This is a genomic window from Pseudomonas syringae CC1557 (genome assembly GCF_000452705.1).
Taxonomy (GTDB): Bacteria; Pseudomonadota; Gammaproteobacteria; order Pseudomonadales; family Pseudomonadaceae; genus Aquipseudomonas; species Aquipseudomonas syringae_F.
Map to the genome: position 1 here is coordinate 4108437 of NZ_CP007014.1, position 15641 is coordinate 4124077.

13 protein-coding genes and 2 pseudogenes are annotated in these 15641 nt (G+C 57.6%); 4 read left to right on the top strand and 11 right to left on the bottom strand.

From position 1 onward, the window contains the following. Positions 1-2 precede the first annotated feature (2 nt). Positions 3-881, bottom strand: a complete 879-nt coding sequence (gene dapA, locus N018_RS18080) for a 4-hydroxy-tetrahydrodipicolinate synthase (protein ID WP_024644465.1) — start codon at positions 879-881, stop codon at positions 3-5. Between the two features lie 325 nt (positions 882-1206). Between dapA and N018_RS18085 the strand changes: the two genes are divergently transcribed. Further along, positions 1207-1770 (top strand): glycine cleavage system protein R, encoded by a 564-nt coding sequence (locus N018_RS18085; protein ID WP_024644464.1) that lies wholly within the window; start codon positions 1207-1209, stop codon positions 1768-1770. Between the two features lie 9 nt (positions 1771-1779). After that, the gene (locus N018_RS18090) at positions 1780-2253 is read left to right on the top strand and encodes a peroxiredoxin (RefSeq protein ID WP_025390403.1); all 474 of its coding nucleotides are present in this window, start codon (positions 1780-1782) and stop codon (positions 2251-2253) included. 42 nt (positions 2254-2295) lie between these two features. Here N018_RS18090 and N018_RS18095 read toward each other — a convergent pair whose 3' ends face one another. Both N018_RS18095 and N018_RS18100 read right to left on the bottom strand, forming a co-directional pair. Further along, positions 2296-3366 (bottom strand): AI-2E family transporter, encoded by a 1071-nt coding sequence (locus tag N018_RS18095; RefSeq protein WP_024644462.1) that lies wholly within the window; start codon positions 3364-3366, stop codon positions 2296-2298. Positions 3367-3401: 35 nt separating this feature from the next. Then, the gene (locus tag N018_RS18100) at positions 3402-3653 is read right to left on the bottom strand and encodes a sulfurtransferase TusA family protein (RefSeq protein ID WP_024644461.1); all 252 of its coding nucleotides are present in this window, start codon (positions 3651-3653) and stop codon (positions 3402-3404) included. Between the two features lie 140 nt (positions 3654-3793). On the opposite strand from N018_RS18100, the gene N018_RS18105 reads away from it, so the two are divergent. After that, complete coding sequence (locus tag N018_RS18105; RefSeq protein ID WP_025390404.1) at positions 3794-5227, top strand: M48 family metalloprotease; 1434 nt, start codon at positions 3794-3796, stop codon at positions 5225-5227. Positions 5228-5303: 76 nt separating this feature from the next. Here the strand turns inward: N018_RS18105 and nadA are convergent, their stop codons facing one another. The 3 genes from nadA to N018_RS18120 form a co-directional block, all read right to left on the bottom strand. Further along, positions 5304-6362 (bottom strand): quinolinate synthase NadA, encoded by a 1059-nt coding sequence (gene nadA, locus N018_RS18110; protein ID WP_025390405.1) that lies wholly within the window; start codon positions 6360-6362, stop codon positions 5304-5306. A 357-nt stretch (positions 6363-6719) separates the two neighbouring features. Then, on the bottom strand, positions 6720-7301 hold the full coding sequence (locus N018_RS18115; protein ID WP_025390406.1) for a DedA family protein: 582 nt from the start codon (positions 7299-7301) through the stop codon (positions 6720-6722). A gap of 54 nt (positions 7302-7355) precedes the next feature. Continuing rightward, on the bottom strand, positions 7356-7622 hold the full coding sequence (locus N018_RS18120) for a cupin domain-containing protein (protein WP_025390407.1): 267 nt from the start codon (positions 7620-7622) through the stop codon (positions 7356-7358). A gap of 192 nt (positions 7623-7814) precedes the next feature. Between N018_RS18120 and N018_RS27530 the strand changes: the two are divergent. Beyond that, a pseudogene (locus tag N018_RS27530) lies at positions 7815-7927 on the top strand (PFL_4669 family integrating conjugative element protein); the annotation flags it as partial. 156 nt (positions 7928-8083) lie between these two features. Here the strand turns inward: N018_RS27530 and N018_RS28145 are convergent. The 5 genes and pseudogenes from N018_RS28145 to N018_RS18145 form a co-directional block, all read right to left on the bottom strand. Next, entirely contained in the window at positions 8084-8827 is a 744-nt protein-coding gene (locus N018_RS28145; RefSeq protein WP_229631119.1) for a hypothetical protein, read from the bottom strand. 92 nt (positions 8828-8919) lie between these two features. Continuing rightward, positions 8920-11790, bottom strand: coding sequence for a two-partner secretion domain-containing protein (locus N018_RS18130; RefSeq protein ID WP_025390408.1), 2871 nt, complete (start codon positions 11788-11790; stop codon positions 8920-8922). A 64-nt stretch (positions 11791-11854) separates the two neighbouring features. After that, complete coding sequence (locus tag N018_RS18135) at positions 11855-13516, bottom strand: ShlB/FhaC/HecB family hemolysin secretion/activation protein (RefSeq protein WP_025390409.1); 1662 nt, start codon at positions 13514-13516, stop codon at positions 11855-11857. 513 nt (positions 13517-14029) lie between these two features. Then, positions 14030-14674, bottom strand: coding sequence for a response regulator transcription factor (locus tag N018_RS28150; protein ID WP_032632516.1), 645 nt, complete (start codon positions 14672-14674; stop codon positions 14030-14032). Positions 14675-14865: 191 nt separating this feature from the next. Further along, a pseudogene (locus N018_RS18145) lies at positions 14866-15349 on the bottom strand (IS3 family transposase); the annotation flags it as partial. Between the last annotated feature and the right edge of the window lie 292 nt (positions 15350-15641).

Here is a 15641-nt window from a genome sequence, read left to right on the forward strand (position 1 = left end):
AATTAAACCAGGACGCCGGACTGGCGCATGGCCTGACGCAGCGGTTCGTGACAGGCCTGGCTGAGCCAGGTCAGCGGCAGACGGATACCGTCTGGCATCAGACCCATTTCATGCAAAGCCCATTTCACGGGGATAGGGTTGGATTCAATGAACAGGGTGTTGTTGAGCGGCATGAGCGTCTCGTGGATCGCTCTTGCAGTCGCGGCATCGCCACGCATCGCGGCCGCACACAGCTCGCTCATGGCGCGCGGTGCAACGTTGGCGGTGACGGATATATTGCCCTTGCCGCCCAGCAGCATCAATTCGACAGCCGTGGCGTCGTCACCGGAGTACACCAGAAAATCGCTGCTGACGCTGGCCAGGATGTCCTTGGCGCGCTGCAGGTTACCAGTGGCTTCCTTGATACCGATGATGTTTTTTACGGTCGACAGACGCGCAACGGTCTCTGGCAGCATGTCGCAGGCTGTACGACCCGGCACGTTGTAGAGGATCTGCGGGATGTCGACGGCGTTGGCGATGTGGCTGAAATGCTGGAACAAGCCTTCCTGGGTCGGCTTGTTGTAGTAAGGCGTCACCAGCAGGCACGCGTCGGCACCCGCGTTTTTGGCGTTGGTGGTCAGTTCGACGGCTTCACGCGTCGAATTGGCGCCTGTGCCGGCGATGACCGGGATACGACCTGCAACCTGAGCGACGACCCGGCGGATGACTTCGATGTGTTCGTTCACATCCAGCGTCGCCGATTCACCGGTGGTGCCGACGGCAACAATGGCGTTGGTGCCCTCTTGCAAGTGGAAGTCAACCAGTTTGCTCAGGCTGTCCCAGTCAAGACGACCTTGTGCATCCATTGGTGTGACCAGTGCCACCATACTGCCCGCAATCATGCAACCGCTCCTGCCGGAAAAAGAGAGCGGTAATGGTACTGGCGCTATCAGCCTTGTACAAGCGAAGTACCACGCTCTGAGCATTCCCCTGAGCGATGGTTTTCGCTACCCTTCGTCCTTTGATCGGTACTGGTCATCTGCGCACCTCGCTCAATCGGTCGAATTTGTCGCCAGAAGCCCCGTTCCAGTGCACTCCAGCCTGGTCATGGCATGTCCATGCAGGTCAGGCGCTCCGGGACCCGGATCGATATCTTGCGACACCGATTGTCGAAACAGCCCCGCAGGTCCGAAAAAGTACCGACCGCTCATCGTCTAGGAATGCTGCATGTCGTCCACCCCCACAGTTCGCGAACAATTCCTTGTCATCAGTGCCCTTGGCGCCAACCCCATGGAGCTGACCAACGTCCTGTGCCGTGCCAGCCATGAAAACCGTTGCTCGGTAGTGACCTCGCGCCTGACTCGCCATGGCGAGTGCAGCGCGCTGATCCTTCAGGTCTCCGGTAGCTGGGACGCTCTGGCACGCCTTGAAACCGGCTTGCCGGGGCTTTCCAAGAAGCACGCGTTCACGACCAGCGTCGTGCGCAGCGCCACTCTGGAAAGCCGTCCGGAGGCCCTGCCCTATGTGGCTTACGTGAGTTCGGCCTACCGCCCGGATATCATCAATGAGCTGTGCCAGTTCTTCATCGACCATAACGTCGAGCTGGAAAACCTGATCTGCGATACGTACCAGGCGCCACAGACGGGCGGCACGATGCTCAACGCGACGTTTACCGTCACGCTGCCTGCCGGTACGCAAATCAGCTGGTTGCGCGATCAGTTTCTCGATTTTGCCGACGCGCTCAATCTTGACGCACTGATCGAACCCTGGCGCCCACAAGCCCCAATGTAAGGAGTCCCCATGACCGTTACAGTAGATCAACCGGTTCCCGATTTTCAGGCACCCGCGACCAGCGGGCAGACGATCAACCTGTCTGCACTCAAGGGTCAGCAGGTGGTGATTTATTTCTATCCGAAAGACAACACGCCCGGCTGTACGACCCAGGGTCAGGACTTTCGTGATCATATCGCCAGTTTTCAGGCCGCCAATACGGTCGTGCTGGGTGTATCCCGCGACAGCCTGAAGACGCACGAGAATTTCAAGACCAAGCAGTCCTTCCCGTTCGAGCTGATTTCGGACAAGGACGAAGCCCTCTGCCAGCTGTTCGACGTGATCAAGCTCAAAAAGCTGTATGGCAAGGAATACCTAGGCGTTGATCGCAGCACCTTCCTGATCGACAAGGAAGGCGTATTGCGTCAGGAGTGGCGTAGCGTGAAGGTGCCTGGCCATGTCGCTGAAGTACTGGCTCAGGCCGAAGCCCTCAACAAGGGCTGATGCCGACAACCGCTGCGGTGCGCAAGGCGCCGCAGCGTAGCTTCAGAGCAGAGGCGCTACCGGTGGCTCATTGCGCGGCCAGGCGTCGAGCACGGCTTTGAACAGGGTTGCCAGCGGAATCGCAAAGAAGATCCCCCAGAAGCCCCACAGTCCTCCGAACAGCAGGACGGCGCAGATGATCGCGACCGGGTGCAGATTGACCGCTTCGGAAAACAGCAGTGGCACCAGAACGTTGCCATCCAGCGCCTGAATGATGCCGTGGGCGATCATCAGATAGATGAATTGATCACCCCAACCCCACTGAAACAGACCGATCAGCGCCACTGGCACTGTCACCACCACTGCGCCGACATACGGCACGACCACCGATATGCCGACCAGCATCGCCAGTAGCGCAGCGTAATTGAGCCCGAGCGCGACGAAGGCAATGTAGGTCACTCCACCGCAGATGAAAATTTCGATGACCTTGCCACGGATGTAATTGGCAATCTGGCGCTTCATCTCATCAGCCACACGATTGAGCAGCGCCCGCTCGCGTGGCAGGTAGCCTCGCGCCCAGCGACCAATCATGTGTCGATCCTTGAGGAAGAAGAACACCAGGATCGGCACCAGCACCAGATAGATCATCAGGTTGACCAGCACCGGCAGGCTGGACAGCGAGAACGTCAACGCCAGTTGGCCGACTTTCCCGACTTCGCCCCGCGCCACTTCGATGGCCAACAGAACCTGCTCGTCGGACACCAGATGCGGGTAGCGCTCCGGCAGCAACAGCAACACCGACTGCCATTTGGCAAACATGCCCGGCAGTTCGTTGAACAGCGTGATCATCTGATGCCAGAGCAGTGGCACCAGCACCAGCAGGAACACCAGCAGTACGCCGATGAATAACGTGAACACAACGCCGACAGCCGCCATCTCCGGCATTCGCAGGCGCTCCAGGAGGCTGACCAGGCCGTGCATCAGAAACGCCAGCACCAAACCGGCCAGGACCGGAGCCAGCATTCCACCCAGGGTCAGAACCAGGGTGAAGGCCAAAACCAGCAAGACCGCCAGCACCACCGCTTCTTCGTCAGAGAAATAGCGTTGCATCCAGTTGCGAAGCACGTTGAACATCAAACTTCCTTTTCGGAAAAAATAGCGTCGGCGGATCAGGCCTTGCGAAGCCAGAAGCGATAGACACCCGCATCGACTTCTTCATGTAAAAGCTCATGCCCGGCAAGCCTGGCAAAGGTTCGAAAATCACGCTGCGAGCCGGCGTCGGTTGCGATCACTTTCAGCACCGCACCGCTGGCCAGACGATTGAGTTCCATCTTGGCTTTCAGCAAAGGCAATGGACAGTTGAGACCACTGGCATCCAGTTCAGCGTCACAGGCCTCGGGGCGCACTACAGCGTCAGACATCGTTAATCTCCAGGCGGACACATCGAATTACAAAGCAGGTCCGAAAAGGCAGGACGAACAAGGCGGCAAGAATACCTCACTCTGGTCAGCACGCCATTGAGCCAGCTACAGTACAGGTTCTTCTGACAAGAGCTTCATGCATGAATTTTTTGCGCCCCACCCTGCTCACCCTCGCCTGCCTGTTCGCTACACATGGCATGGCGGATGACTTACCCTCGCTTGGTGACGCCAGCTCCTCGATTGTCTCCCCCGAACAGGAGCACCGTCTGGGCCGCGCGTGGCTGGGGTTGCTGCGCAGCCAGGTGGCGCAGCTGTCGGACCCGCAACTCAAGGACTACGTCGAAACGTCGGTCTACAGCCTTGCCGAGACCAGCCAGGTTCAGGACCGACGACTTGAATTCATTCTGATCAACAGCCCGCAACTCAACGCCTTTGCCGCACCCGGCGGCATCATCGGCGTCAACGGTGGCCTGTTTCTCAATGCTCAGACCGAGGGCGAGTACGCCTCGGTACTGGCTCACGAACTGGCTCACTTGTCGCAGCGCCACTTCGCCAGAGGCATCGAAGCCCAGCAACGTATGCAGGTGCCGGTAATGGCCGCGATGCTGGCGGGTATCGTCATGGCAGCCGCAGGCGCTGGTGACGCCGGTATTGCTGCCATCGCCGGCTCGCAGGCTGCCGCGATCCAGGAACAACGGCGCTTTTCGCGCCAGAACGAGCAGGAGGCCGACCGCATTGGCATTCTCAACCTGGAGAAGGCAGGTTATGACCCGCGCAACATGCCGACCATGTTCGAACGCCTCATGCGCCAATATCGATTCGACGCCAGGCCTCCAGAGTTTCTGCTGACTCACCCGGTCAGCGAGTCGCGGATCGCCGACACACGCAACCGTGCCGAGCAGGCCAAACCAGGCGGCAAGGAAGACAGCCTGCTGTATCAACTGATGCGCGCCCGCGTGGCACTGATCTACGAAGAAACCCCAGGCATCGCCGCCAAGCGCTTCCGTGCGCAACTGGTCGAAAACCCGAAATCCGATCCGGCGCGCTATGGCCTGGCCATCGCGCAGATCAAGGGCGGACAACTGAACGAGGCCAGGGAAACCCTCAAACCACTGCTCGAAAAAGCGCCAAACGACATTACCTACAACCTGACGCAGATCGACCTGGACATCACCAATAACCGACTGGCAGATGCCCAGCAGCGAGTGGATCGCATGCTGACGCTTTATCCGGCCAATTATCCGCTCAACGATGTGCGTATCGACGTGCTGCTCAAACAGAACCGCACCGCCGAAGCCGAGAAAAGCCTTGAGGCACTGCTGAAGACGCGACCGGACGATCCGGACATCTGGTACGTCGTGGCTGAAACCCGTGGCCTGAATGGCAATACCATCGGCCTGCATCAGGCGCGCGCCGAGTACTTTGCGCTGGTCGGTGATTTTCGACAGGCGATCCAGCAGCTGGACTTCGCCAAACGCCGTGCGGCCAATAATTTTCAGCTGGCGTCACGTATCGATGCGCGGCAAAAGGATCTGATCGAGCAGGAGCGGATGGTCAAGGACATGATGAACTGATCGTCCGGCGCGAGGTGCCCGATACGACCGGCAATGAAAAACCCGACGCTTCAGTCGGGCTTTTTCATTAGAGCTATCAGGCGTTGCCTGCCTGTCGCAAACGCGCTGCCTGAGTGAAGTCCAGCATGCGCTGCAATGGGCGTACAGCATTGGGGATCAGCGCCGGGTCGACAAATATCTCGTTACTGCCCTCACGCAGGCACTGCAAGGTGCGCTCAAGCGTATTCATCGCCATCCACGGGCAATGTGCACAACTCCGGCACGCAGCGCCGTTGCCGGCCGTAGGCGCCTCGATGAAGATCTTGTCCGGGCACAGCTGCTGCATCTTGTAAAAAATGCCCCGATCCGTCGCGACAATGAATGTCGTGTTGGGCAAGCGTTGCGCTGCGGCAATCATCTGGCTGGTGGAGCCGACCACGTCAGCCAATTCAATGACCGCTTCCGGCGACTCCGGGTGAACCAGAATCGCAGCCTCGGGGTACAAGGCTTTCATGTCTTCGAGCTGCTTGGATTTAAACTCTTCGTGGACGATGCAGGCACCGTCCCACAACAGCATGTCAGCGCCGGTTTCACGCTGAATGTAGCGACCCAGGTGCTTGTCTGGAGCCCAGATGATTTTCTCACCGTTGTCCATCAGGCTTTCGACGATCTCCAGCGCACAGCCTGAGGTCACCACCCAGTCCGCGCGCGCTTTGACCGCTGCCGAGGTGTTGGCATACACCACCACCGTACGTTCCGGGTGCTGGTCGCAAAAAGCGGAAAACTCGTCGACCGGGCAACCCACATCGAGCGAGCAGGTGGCTTCGAGCGTTGGCATAAATACGCGTTTTTCCGGGTTGAGAATTTTCGCGGTTTCCCCCATGAAACGCACACCCGCCACCAGTACAGTGCTGGCCGCGTGGTTATTGCTGAAGCGCGCCATTTCAAGAGAGTCGGCCACGCAGCCACCGGTTTCCTCGGCGAGCGCCTGGATAACCGGATCACAGTAATAGTGAGCGACCAGCACGGCGTCCTGCTTCTTGAGTTCCGCAGCAATGTCGGCACGGTAACGCGCTTGCTCTGCCGGGCTCAACGTCCTGGGCTGTTTGGCATCGAGATGCGCTTGCACCAGGAAACGTTCGGAGATCTGTGTCATGTTCACGGGACCTGAAAGCGCCAGTGCGCGAAAGGCAAGTTTACACCCGAAATACAGGCAATAAAAAAGCCTGACAGAGGCTGCGCCATCTGTACCAAGGCTTACGGCTAATATCCGGTGGATATCGGCCAGACTTCTTAAGGCGCGCCGATTCTAGCGCCAAAAAACTGATTTAACAGCTGTTTCTGACTCAGCAGGCACCGATGAGAGGCGTTCCTGAAACCGCTTGATGAGGCATTCATTCCGACCTGCACGCCAATGAAGAGCAGCCGAGCACTGCGCAGGCAGCGGTTCCATTACAGACGGGCTTCTGCCCGCCACTGAAGGACGTCTTGCCGTTACGCCGACGCCCCCGCTTCAATCATGCGATGCCTTGGTTCGACGGCGCACATACCTTGCCAATGCCGCAAGAGTCACCAGCGCTACCGCCGCGAGGAAGATCGGCAGGCGATAGGGCTTCAGATCGCCGAATAGATGCTGTAAAGCCTCCCCGGCCCAATAACCGGCGCAGACGAACAGGGTCGCCCAGACTGCCGCGCTCACCACGTTGATCAGGGCGAAACGCCAGGGTGACAGGCCACTTGCACCTATGACCATAGGTCCTACCAGACGCATGCCGTAGAGAAAGCGAACAGCGAATACAGAGGTCGTGGGGTAGCGTTGAATAAGACCCTCGACCCGCTTAATTGCAGATTGGTGACGCTTGAGTTTGGGCAGCAGGCGCTCGCCGGAATAACGACCGGTCCAGAATAGCAACTGATCGCCTAGCATACCGCCCAACGTGGCCCAGCCAATCACTTCCAGTAATTGCAGAGTACCTTGGTGCGCCGCCATACCGCCAAGGATCAACACTGTTTCGCCTTCCAGCAAACAACCCAGGAAAATCACCCAATAGCCGTAGGCGGCGATCAGCGCGTTGAGGTCGAGATGTTCGAACATGGTCTTTCCTGTACGTCTGACATCACTTGAATCCAGGCTGAAATGCCAGCTTCGTCACTTTCTTCCCACCAGGTACCGTACGCCATTTTCACCAAAGACTTCCGAATGGGGTTCATTGCATTCCAGGTGAAAAATATCTCCTGAGTTGTAGGTGAAATCGCCATCAGATTTATGGATGACGAGGCTACCGTGCAGAACCAGCGCCATCGCCTCAAAGTTGTGGGCATGCGAGTCCAGCGTACCAAACGCTTCGCGCTCAACTTCAACGACGGTGCCGAACCCTTCGGCGGCAAGCAGTTTCAAAAAAGCCTCTTTTTCCATTTCTACCTTTCCTGAATCTTTTGTACGTAGCGGCGACCCCAATCGACGCCCGGAACAGGGTACCGGGACCACCTGTCACAACAATGAAGACGGCCACGCAACATTCAAAAACGCGGGAAGTTATAGATCACGGTTGAGGGGCAACATTCAATAATGTTTGCCAGCGCTTTTGGCCATGCCTGCCAGTACGCTACCCATCATGCCTCGCGCCTCTGGTTCGGGCATCACCTGGGATGATCGACTTGATCGGCTTTGCCGATATCCTCAATCGCATCAAGCGTGGCTGCGAACAGGACGATCTTTATCGGGTCAGGGTAAGTGCTGGCTTTTGTGGCGTTAGCGCTGATGCCGGAGGTGCGACGAAGCGCCGATCGTCGAGGATGAGCACAAATAGGCGTTGGAACACCTGGGAGAGGGCAGTAGAAGTGTTCAGGTGGCCAGTGTCCTCTCAGGTAAAGGCGTTACTTGACTTGATAGTACGAGGTAAACACGCTTGCATTCGGACGGGTTTCCGGCAGCACGTACACCACGCCATTGGTACCGCTGAAGGCTGGGCTGACATAGCGGTGGTAGAAGTCCGCCGGTATATTGATGCAGCCATAAGAAATGCGTTTGTCCTGAAGACGGGACGATGCCAGACGCTCGGCCCGGTGCTCTTTTGGATTGCTGGTCACCACAGGATGCATCGCGATAGCGTTTTGATAATCCACCCAGAGAATTTCTTCACCCTTGAGATTGGGGGCCAGTGACGCCACAAAACGCCCTGCCGGGGTGGTGCGCTCATGGGGGAGAATGCTGGATAACTTACGTTGTCCGATGCCCGGCACAGAGTCATCGCCGACGGCCAGTCCCAGCAGCGCCGAGGCCGTGCCGCCCAACTGACCACGGGCATCGAACACCAGCACCCGGGCCTGCATTTTGTCGATGATGATGAACGGCATCCCCTGATTGTCGCCAGAGTCCACAACCCAGTTGGCAGTGTCGCGCGCCTGCGGAGAAACTTCGGCGTTTCTGAAGTCCGCCCTCCGGGACGAAGCGCCCGACTGGCTTGCCGGTGCAGAAACGCTGTTAGCGGGCAGCACTGCAGCCAGTGCCGGTAAGTGGAAAATACACGCAACGATCAAAAGCCCGAGGCATGCGAAGTTGGATGCCGCCCGCCCCGTCTTCGGGGCGCGGCCAAGTCTGGCCGTGTGCAAAAGGTTCAAGGCACTACTCCTTTCAAGACCCATGACATGCCCGCCCCGCTGGGGGCCAGCGCCATGGCACTGGCACTGGCAAACCGTCGCGGCGCCGGGATTCAATTACGTTCTTGCCTGGGCAAGTAAACCGGGGCTTTGTAGGGATAAGGTATTTGCTGGGTGTTGGCCTTGGCCGGATCGCCGGGTGAATCCTTGACCTGCATCGGCAAAAGGGGCGTAACTTGCGCCAACTGATTGGCAGGCATATTAATCCCGGCTCCCACTACCGTGAGCGCGGCCAAGGACGGTACATAGGCGCGTTCATTGTGTGGCGCGCGGCCCTCTGAAGGGTTGCCAGGCGCGGCTGGATTACCTGGACTGCCTGGGCTGCTCGGGTTGCCTGGATTGCCTGGGTCGTTCGGATTGCCTGTATTGCCGATATCCGGAGTTTTGGCACCCAAGTATTGATTCACAGGAACACCCGGTAGATTAGCAGCCACTGCCAGCCCCGGTATGCCGGTGCTCGGGATTGTCGAATCCGTGGCATTCGGATTTGTAGCCGTGGAGCCAACCGGCGTTGAAACCGGGATCGTCCCTCCAGGCAAGGTGGTCACCGGTGACGTCGTGCCCGATGTGGTATCTGGCACAGTTGTGCCCGGTACTGTCGTCGCTGGAGGCGTCGCATCCGGCACGCTCGTCACCGGTGACGTTGTACCCGGTATGGTACCTGGCACAGTTGTGTTGGCTGGCGTGGTCACAGGCGTTGTAGTGACAGGCGGTGTGGTCACTGGAGCTGTAGTCACAGGTGGTGTGGTCACTGGAGGTGTAGTAACAGGTGGCGTGGTCACGGGCGCTGTAGTCACAGGAGGCGTGGTCCCAGGTGCTGTAGTGACAGGCCTTGCCGTGATCAACAAGTTACCCGGAGCGTAAGTGATGGTGTAGTTGGCAGGGTTGAACGTTCCTGCAGTGGCATTGCTGACGTTGATCAGGTAAGGACTGCCGGTCGAGCTGGCGCTCGCCACAGTACCGGGGCTAGTCAGCGTCGCGCTACCAACGGTTTCGCCATTGACCAGCCCGGAGGAGGTGAACGCCGAATTCGGGATCACCAGCGTATCGCCTTCGGTCTTGCTGGCGTCGTTGGCCTTGATGCTCAATGGGGCGGGCGTGATGTTCGCCAGGGTAGTACCGGACCCTGGAGTACTGGCAGCCGCCGTCACATAGCTGAACGGCGCAAACAAGGCATACAGCCCGCTGTCGGCCCCGCCGAGGGAATAACTGTTGTACGTCACTGTTTTACCGGTGCCTACGTTCGCCGTATCGAACGTAGCCGTTCCGCCCTGCGCCACGACGCCAGGCGGGTTCCTGCGTAACGACAATATCGCCGCGTTGTTGCCGTCATAGACCTTGTTGTCAGCCTGCAGGTAAGTCCACATGAACGGCTTCAGCGTCGCGCCACCGGTCAGGGTGAAGTTGCCGGTGAAGTCCGTTGGCACTATGTAGCTGGTCGGCGCGTAGTAAATATTGACGGTGGACAGCGTTCCGGTCACCACGGCCTTGGCTGCGAACGTGACAGTACCCTGGTCCAAGCCGTCATTGGCGGCCACCAGCAATACGTTGCCGTTGGTCACAGTAAGAACCTGGTTGAGTTTGATATCCTTGCCCGCGACCATCGAGACATTGCCACCGTTACCACCGGCTTGCGTCGCGCTGATCGCTGCATCCTGATTGACATTACGTACGGCGAGCAGCTTCAGGTTGCCACCCGTCGTGGTGATGGGCGCACTCACCTGGATATCGCGAGCGGCACTCAGGGTCAGGGTGGTCGTAGCTGTCCACGTCACAGGGTCCTGGACCAGAATATCGCCGTTACCCGCACCTGGAGGACTGGAAATGAGAACGTCACTGGTGGCCAGGTTATTCGAGAGCGTGGTGCCGGAGATATTTCCCGTGCTCGATATCACATAATCCTGGGGGTCGATCAACCAGGTGCCCGTCTTGCCAGCGGGCGCCAGGGTAGTCACTTTCGTGCCGCTGGCGACGTTGACGTGTGCCGCGGACGTCTCGATAAAACCGCCGGAGCCTCCATTGGGTGCGCTGGCATCCAGGGTACCAGCCACATTCACGGTGCCGCTCTGCATGTCACCCATCAGCATGATGGTGCCGTTGTGATTTTCCAGGGTCTGGGCCCGAACCACGCCGGTGTTGTTCACGCTGGACGGCAACAGGCTGTTCGCCGACTGAGCGGTCATCAGCACACGGCCACCGTCGGCCTGGATCAGGCCGCCGTTCTGCACCAGAGCATCCACCGCGCCCTTGTTGACCGCCACATTGAGCAGTCCGTCACCCGCCACATCCAGGGTGAACGCGTTGCCGGCCGCCAGGGCAACAGTGCCGAGTTGCGCCTGAATCACACCTTGGTTGCTGACATTGGCACCGAGCAGCGCCACAGATCCGCCCTTAGCGTTGATTTTGCCGTGATTGACCACACTGCCGGCCCCGGTGCCTTCGAAATTGTATTGGCCAGCCATGAAATCGCTGTCGCTGATGTTGCGCGTGGAGCCCACCAGGCCGCCGACATTGACCGACGCGCCTTGGCCGAAAACGATACCGTTGGGGTTGACCAGAAATACTTTGCCGTTGGCATTGAGGTTACCCAGAATGCTTGATGGGTCCGCGCCCAGTACCCGGTTGAGAGCTGTTGCGCTGCCATTGGGCTGCACGAAATTGACCGACTCTCCGGTTCCGATATTGAAACTCTGCCAATTGATCGCGGCATTCTGGCTGGACTGGGTAATGGTTGTAGTGCCGCCACCCGAACCAATGGTGGCGCTGCCCGCCGAAACTGCGCCGCCAACAGGAAGCGCGTAGGCGCCGCTTGAGCCGGCGAAAAGGATGGCAGCCGCCAGCAGTTGCAGCGTAAAAGGCAAAGGACCAACAGCGACGAAGGTACAGGCTTTGACATGCCTGCTTGAGGGGGAACGGGTATTCATGATGTTTACCTACTTGATTCAGGCATGGCTTACGTGGGGTTCGCTACGGTTACCGAGGCTGCGATCAAAAATACTTGACCACCTGGACCCAGAAGCGGCCGCTCGAATCCGGAGCCGAGGTGGCCGTTTCGCCTCCCAGCTTTTGCGCGTAGTAGGTCTTCACGGAATAGTTATTGAAGTCGAACCAGTTAATGCCTACTCCCGCCCCGCTAAGGGTTCGAGTCCGGTCCGAGCCATCCCAGCGATTTTCGTTGAGCGTGACAGTACCGGTATCGACGAAGCTGACCAGTTGCACTTGCCCCATTCCCGAAAAAGGCGGCAGCAGGTACCGGGCTTCCACGGTCGCCAGGTAACCTTCGTCACCGAAGGCTTCACCCTGGGGGTAGGCACGCACGCCATCGATGCCGCCCAGATACATCTTTTCCGAGATATCCAGATTCTTGGAAGCCACCTGGCCATTGACGGCGCCATACAACGAGAACGCATCGGTGACACGCTGCAAGCGCATGACGCTGAAACCCAGCTTGTCGTAGTGCCCATTACTGCGGGCAGTGAGCCCGTCTGCCGAGCGCGCTTCTCGGGTTTCAATATCCAGGTTGCCGGTCGACCAAGTCAGGGAGCCCGCTGTCAGTCCGCCGCCGCCAAAGTCATCGCGATGATCCCCACGCAAGGTAGTCATCAACACCGCGACGTTGCGATCGACATGTGACGACACCAGATCGATGCGGTCGTCGAACGTCTTGTAATCCACACCCATCTGCACGTACAGGTTGGTGCGGCGTGAACGCAGCAGCGGGTAGCTGCCATAGACACTGGCAATGTCAGCCGTACCATTACCGTGCAACTCGCTGAACTCCCGACCCAGCTTATAATCCAGTCGACTGTAGGCAACGCCTGCGGTCGCCTGGCCAAACTGCATCTGGTAAGCCGCACGTGCATAGTCCAGACCATCGAAACTGGAAAGCGCGCGCAGTGAGACCACGTCGCCCTGCCCGGCCAGATTATTGATATTAAGGGTCCCGCCCAGACGATACTGGCCTGTGTAACGATTACCGCCGTTGTCGGCATCGATGCTGCCGGTCACTTGTTGTCCAGGCGTCACATCGACAATCAGGTCAGCCGCGCCTACCGACGCGCCGGGCACCAGGGTTGAGCGTACTTCCACGCCGGGCGTGTCCGAGAGCAACAGCAAATCACGTTCCAGGGCACTGGAATGGATGGCATCGGCGCTGTGCAGATCGTCCAGCGCACTGTTGGCCAAGCGGTCGGAAAGCGTGCTCTGGTTGTGTATCGTTATGTCCCCGTACTGGCCCTCGATGATCGCGATGGTGACGGCACCGTTCTTGATTTCCTGGGCCGGCAAGTACGCTTGAGCAACGAAATAGCCCTTCTGGTGATAAAAGTCGGCAATCTGTGCAGCCATGGCCTGCAACTGGCCCAGGCTCAGTTCCTTGCCCGGAACGAAGCCGGTCAGACTCAGTAACTGCGCTTCGGAATAAAGGCGATTGCCCGTCAGATGCAACGCATTGACTTTTAACCGGGCGCTGTCGGAAGCGGGCACTGCAGGTGCTTTGGCTTGCTCGACGCTCATGTGCGGCGGCACTTTTTCCAGTGTGGGAGCAACGGGAATCTGTTGGATCTGGCTCCCGGCACTCGGCACAAGCGATGCTGCATATACGCCTTGGCTCAAGGTCAAAACCACGCACGCCACAAACTTCTTCTGCACAATAATTCTCTCGGTATTTTTAACTACGGGTCTATCTATTCAATACAAGAGTCCTGTGGCGTCACAGGCTCGGTGCTTTCTAAATCAACTTTTATGCGGAACCGTAAATTAACAGACGCCCTCTAAGCACCTCTAAAAGCGCATCTTTAAAAGCGTGAAGTTTTCAGTACGTCTGCAACGCTCACACCGACGTAGGCCCACAGCCATGGTGTTTGTCTGCGGTGAATTCACCACACACAACTCCGGCTACAGCAAAGACCGTAAAGTGGGAGTTTTAAAAAATGCGCACGCCAGGCGACCAGAAACAAGCGTTCAAGCCACGCCACGACGATGGGCGTCAGCGCCGACTCAATCCGAATATTTCAATGCTTGATGTAGCGAGGTAGACACGGTGCCCAAGAAAATAATCATCTTGGCCGTCACAGTTTATGCTCAACCTTTCTTTTAGCAAGGATCAAAAAGCCACTATAGGTACTAATACCTATTAATAAAGGGGACGCCGGTTTATGACACTTATATGCCGAGCCCATGAAATAGCAGCGTCCAGCCCATGATCAGTTCGGTAATAGTGCTCGCACCCATTTTCTGCATGACCCGAGCTCGGTGGATATCCACGGTTTTCTTGCTATTACCCAACTGAGTGGCTATTTCCTGACTGGTCATACCAGCCAGCATCAGGTCCATTACCTCGCGCTCCCGTGAGGTCAGGCTTTCCAGCCGTAGCCGATAATCGTCGACCAGTGCGCGACGGGCGAAAACGGTTTGCGCCTGAAGGGAAATCTTTTCCAGCGTTTTCAGCAGCTGATCGCCGTCGAAAGGTTTCTGCAGAAAACCAATCGCCCCAGCCCTGGTTATATGGATGGCGGACTCAATCGTCGCATGCGCGGTCATGACAATGACAACCACGTTGAATTTGCGCCGCACGATCTCATCCAGCAACGCCTCGCCGCGCATTCCAGGCATTACCAGATCGAGCATTACGCAGCCGGCCAAGCCGTCATAAGCGTTTAAAAAGGCTGTGCCGCTATTATGGGACTGCACCGGGTAGCCTGCTGGCTTCAGCAGTTGGCACAGCAGGTCGCGGGTGTCCAGGTCATCGTCGACGACATGGACGGTCACAGGGGCGCTGGCATTGTTGAAGGTGTTCTGCTTGATCATGCGCACAGCCCAGAAGAGCCAAGCACGGATTCGGACCAATGCCGGTCCTGTCTTGGTGGCGGGATACTAAACCCAAAGCGAGCCTGAGGTGCAAATAAACATCTATTCGTCTGGATTGCGGTCCACCTTTCACCGATTGCAGGCCGACAAAGGCAATTCATGATTTAAAGCCCGACACAATCATGTAGTGGTCAACTGATCCCGGACACGACGTTAAAGTTTTTCTCGTACTGAGCGGGCGCCAGTACATCATTGAACTGGTGTGGTCGAATCCGGTTGTACCTGTGCAAAAAAATAGCTGATATCCCGCTGAGCTTGTTGGACCTTCGTGTAGCCCATGGTCGGTATCCACTCGGTTTTCAGGCTCCGGAACACCCGCTCCATCGGCGCATTATCCCAACAATTCCCTTACCGGCTCATGCTCTGACGCATGCGATATCGCCAAAGGCGCTGGCGAAAACTCCGGCTTCCATATTGCGAGCCCTATCGGAGTGATACAGCAGGGCATGAGGCTTGCCGCGTTGCTCATAAGCCATGTCCAGCGCCTTGATCACCAAGTCGGTATCCGGCTTGTTCGAAAACGCCCAACCTACAATCCGACGCGCATAAAGATCCATAACGATCGCCAGGTAATGCCATTTCTTGCGTCCAGATATAGGTGATGTCGCCACACCAGCCTGATTAACCGCGGATACGTATACAAAAAATCGTTATAGGTCTGGCTTATTAAAATCGGAACTCGGCCGATGAAAGTACATAGGCAATAAGAAGTCAGTGGCTCAGGCCAACTGATGGTCAATCAGCCACGCTGCTGTTCACAGGCGAGATAATTCAATGCTCGACACCCTCTCCATCCGTTTGAAGATCATCCTGCTCTCCGGTTTGTGCCTCTTGGGCGTGATTGGGCTGATCGTCAGCCTGAATCTCTACCAAAGCAATCAGAACAATCAGTTGATCAGAACGTCGA

What these genes read in the sequence shown, in the direction of transcription:
- dapA (WP_024644465.1), bottom strand. Translation starts at nt 881, where the DNA reads ATGATTGCGGGCAGTATGGTGGCACTGGTCACACCAATGGATGCACAA.
- N018_RS18085 (WP_024644464.1), top strand. Translation starts at nt 1,207, where the DNA reads ATGTCGTCCACCCCCACAGTTCGCGAACAATTCCTTGTCATCAGTGCC.
- N018_RS18090 (WP_025390403.1), top strand. Translation starts at nt 1,780, where the DNA reads ATGACCGTTACAGTAGATCAACCGGTTCCCGATTTTCAGGCACCCGCG.
- N018_RS18095 (WP_024644462.1), bottom strand. Translation starts at nt 3,366, where the DNA reads ATGTTCAACGTGCTTCGCAACTGGATGCAACGCTATTTCTCTGACGAA.
- N018_RS18100 (WP_024644461.1), bottom strand. Translation starts at nt 3,653, where the DNA reads ATGTCTGACGCTGTAGTGCGCCCCGAGGCCTGTGACGCTGAACTGGAT.
- N018_RS18105 (WP_025390404.1), top strand. Translation starts at nt 3,794, where the DNA reads ATGAATTTTTTGCGCCCCACCCTGCTCACCCTCGCCTGCCTGTTCGCT.
- nadA (WP_025390405.1), bottom strand. Translation starts at nt 6,362, where the DNA reads ATGACACAGATCTCCGAACGTTTCCTGGTGCAAGCGCATCTCGATGCC.
- N018_RS18115 (WP_025390406.1), bottom strand. Translation starts at nt 7,301, where the DNA reads ATGTTCGAACATCTCGACCTCAACGCGCTGATCGCCGCCTACGGCTAT.
- N018_RS18120 (WP_025390407.1), bottom strand. Translation starts at nt 7,622, where the DNA reads ATGGAAAAAGAGGCTTTTTTGAAACTGCTTGCCGCCGAAGGGTTCGGC.
- N018_RS18130 (WP_025390408.1), bottom strand. Translation starts at nt 11,790, where the DNA reads ATGAATACCCGTTCCCCCTCAAGCAGGCATGTCAAAGCCTGTACCTTC.
- N018_RS28150 (WP_032632516.1), bottom strand. Translation starts at nt 14,674, where the DNA reads ATGATCAAGCAGAACACCTTCAACAATGCCAGCGCCCCTGTGACCGTC.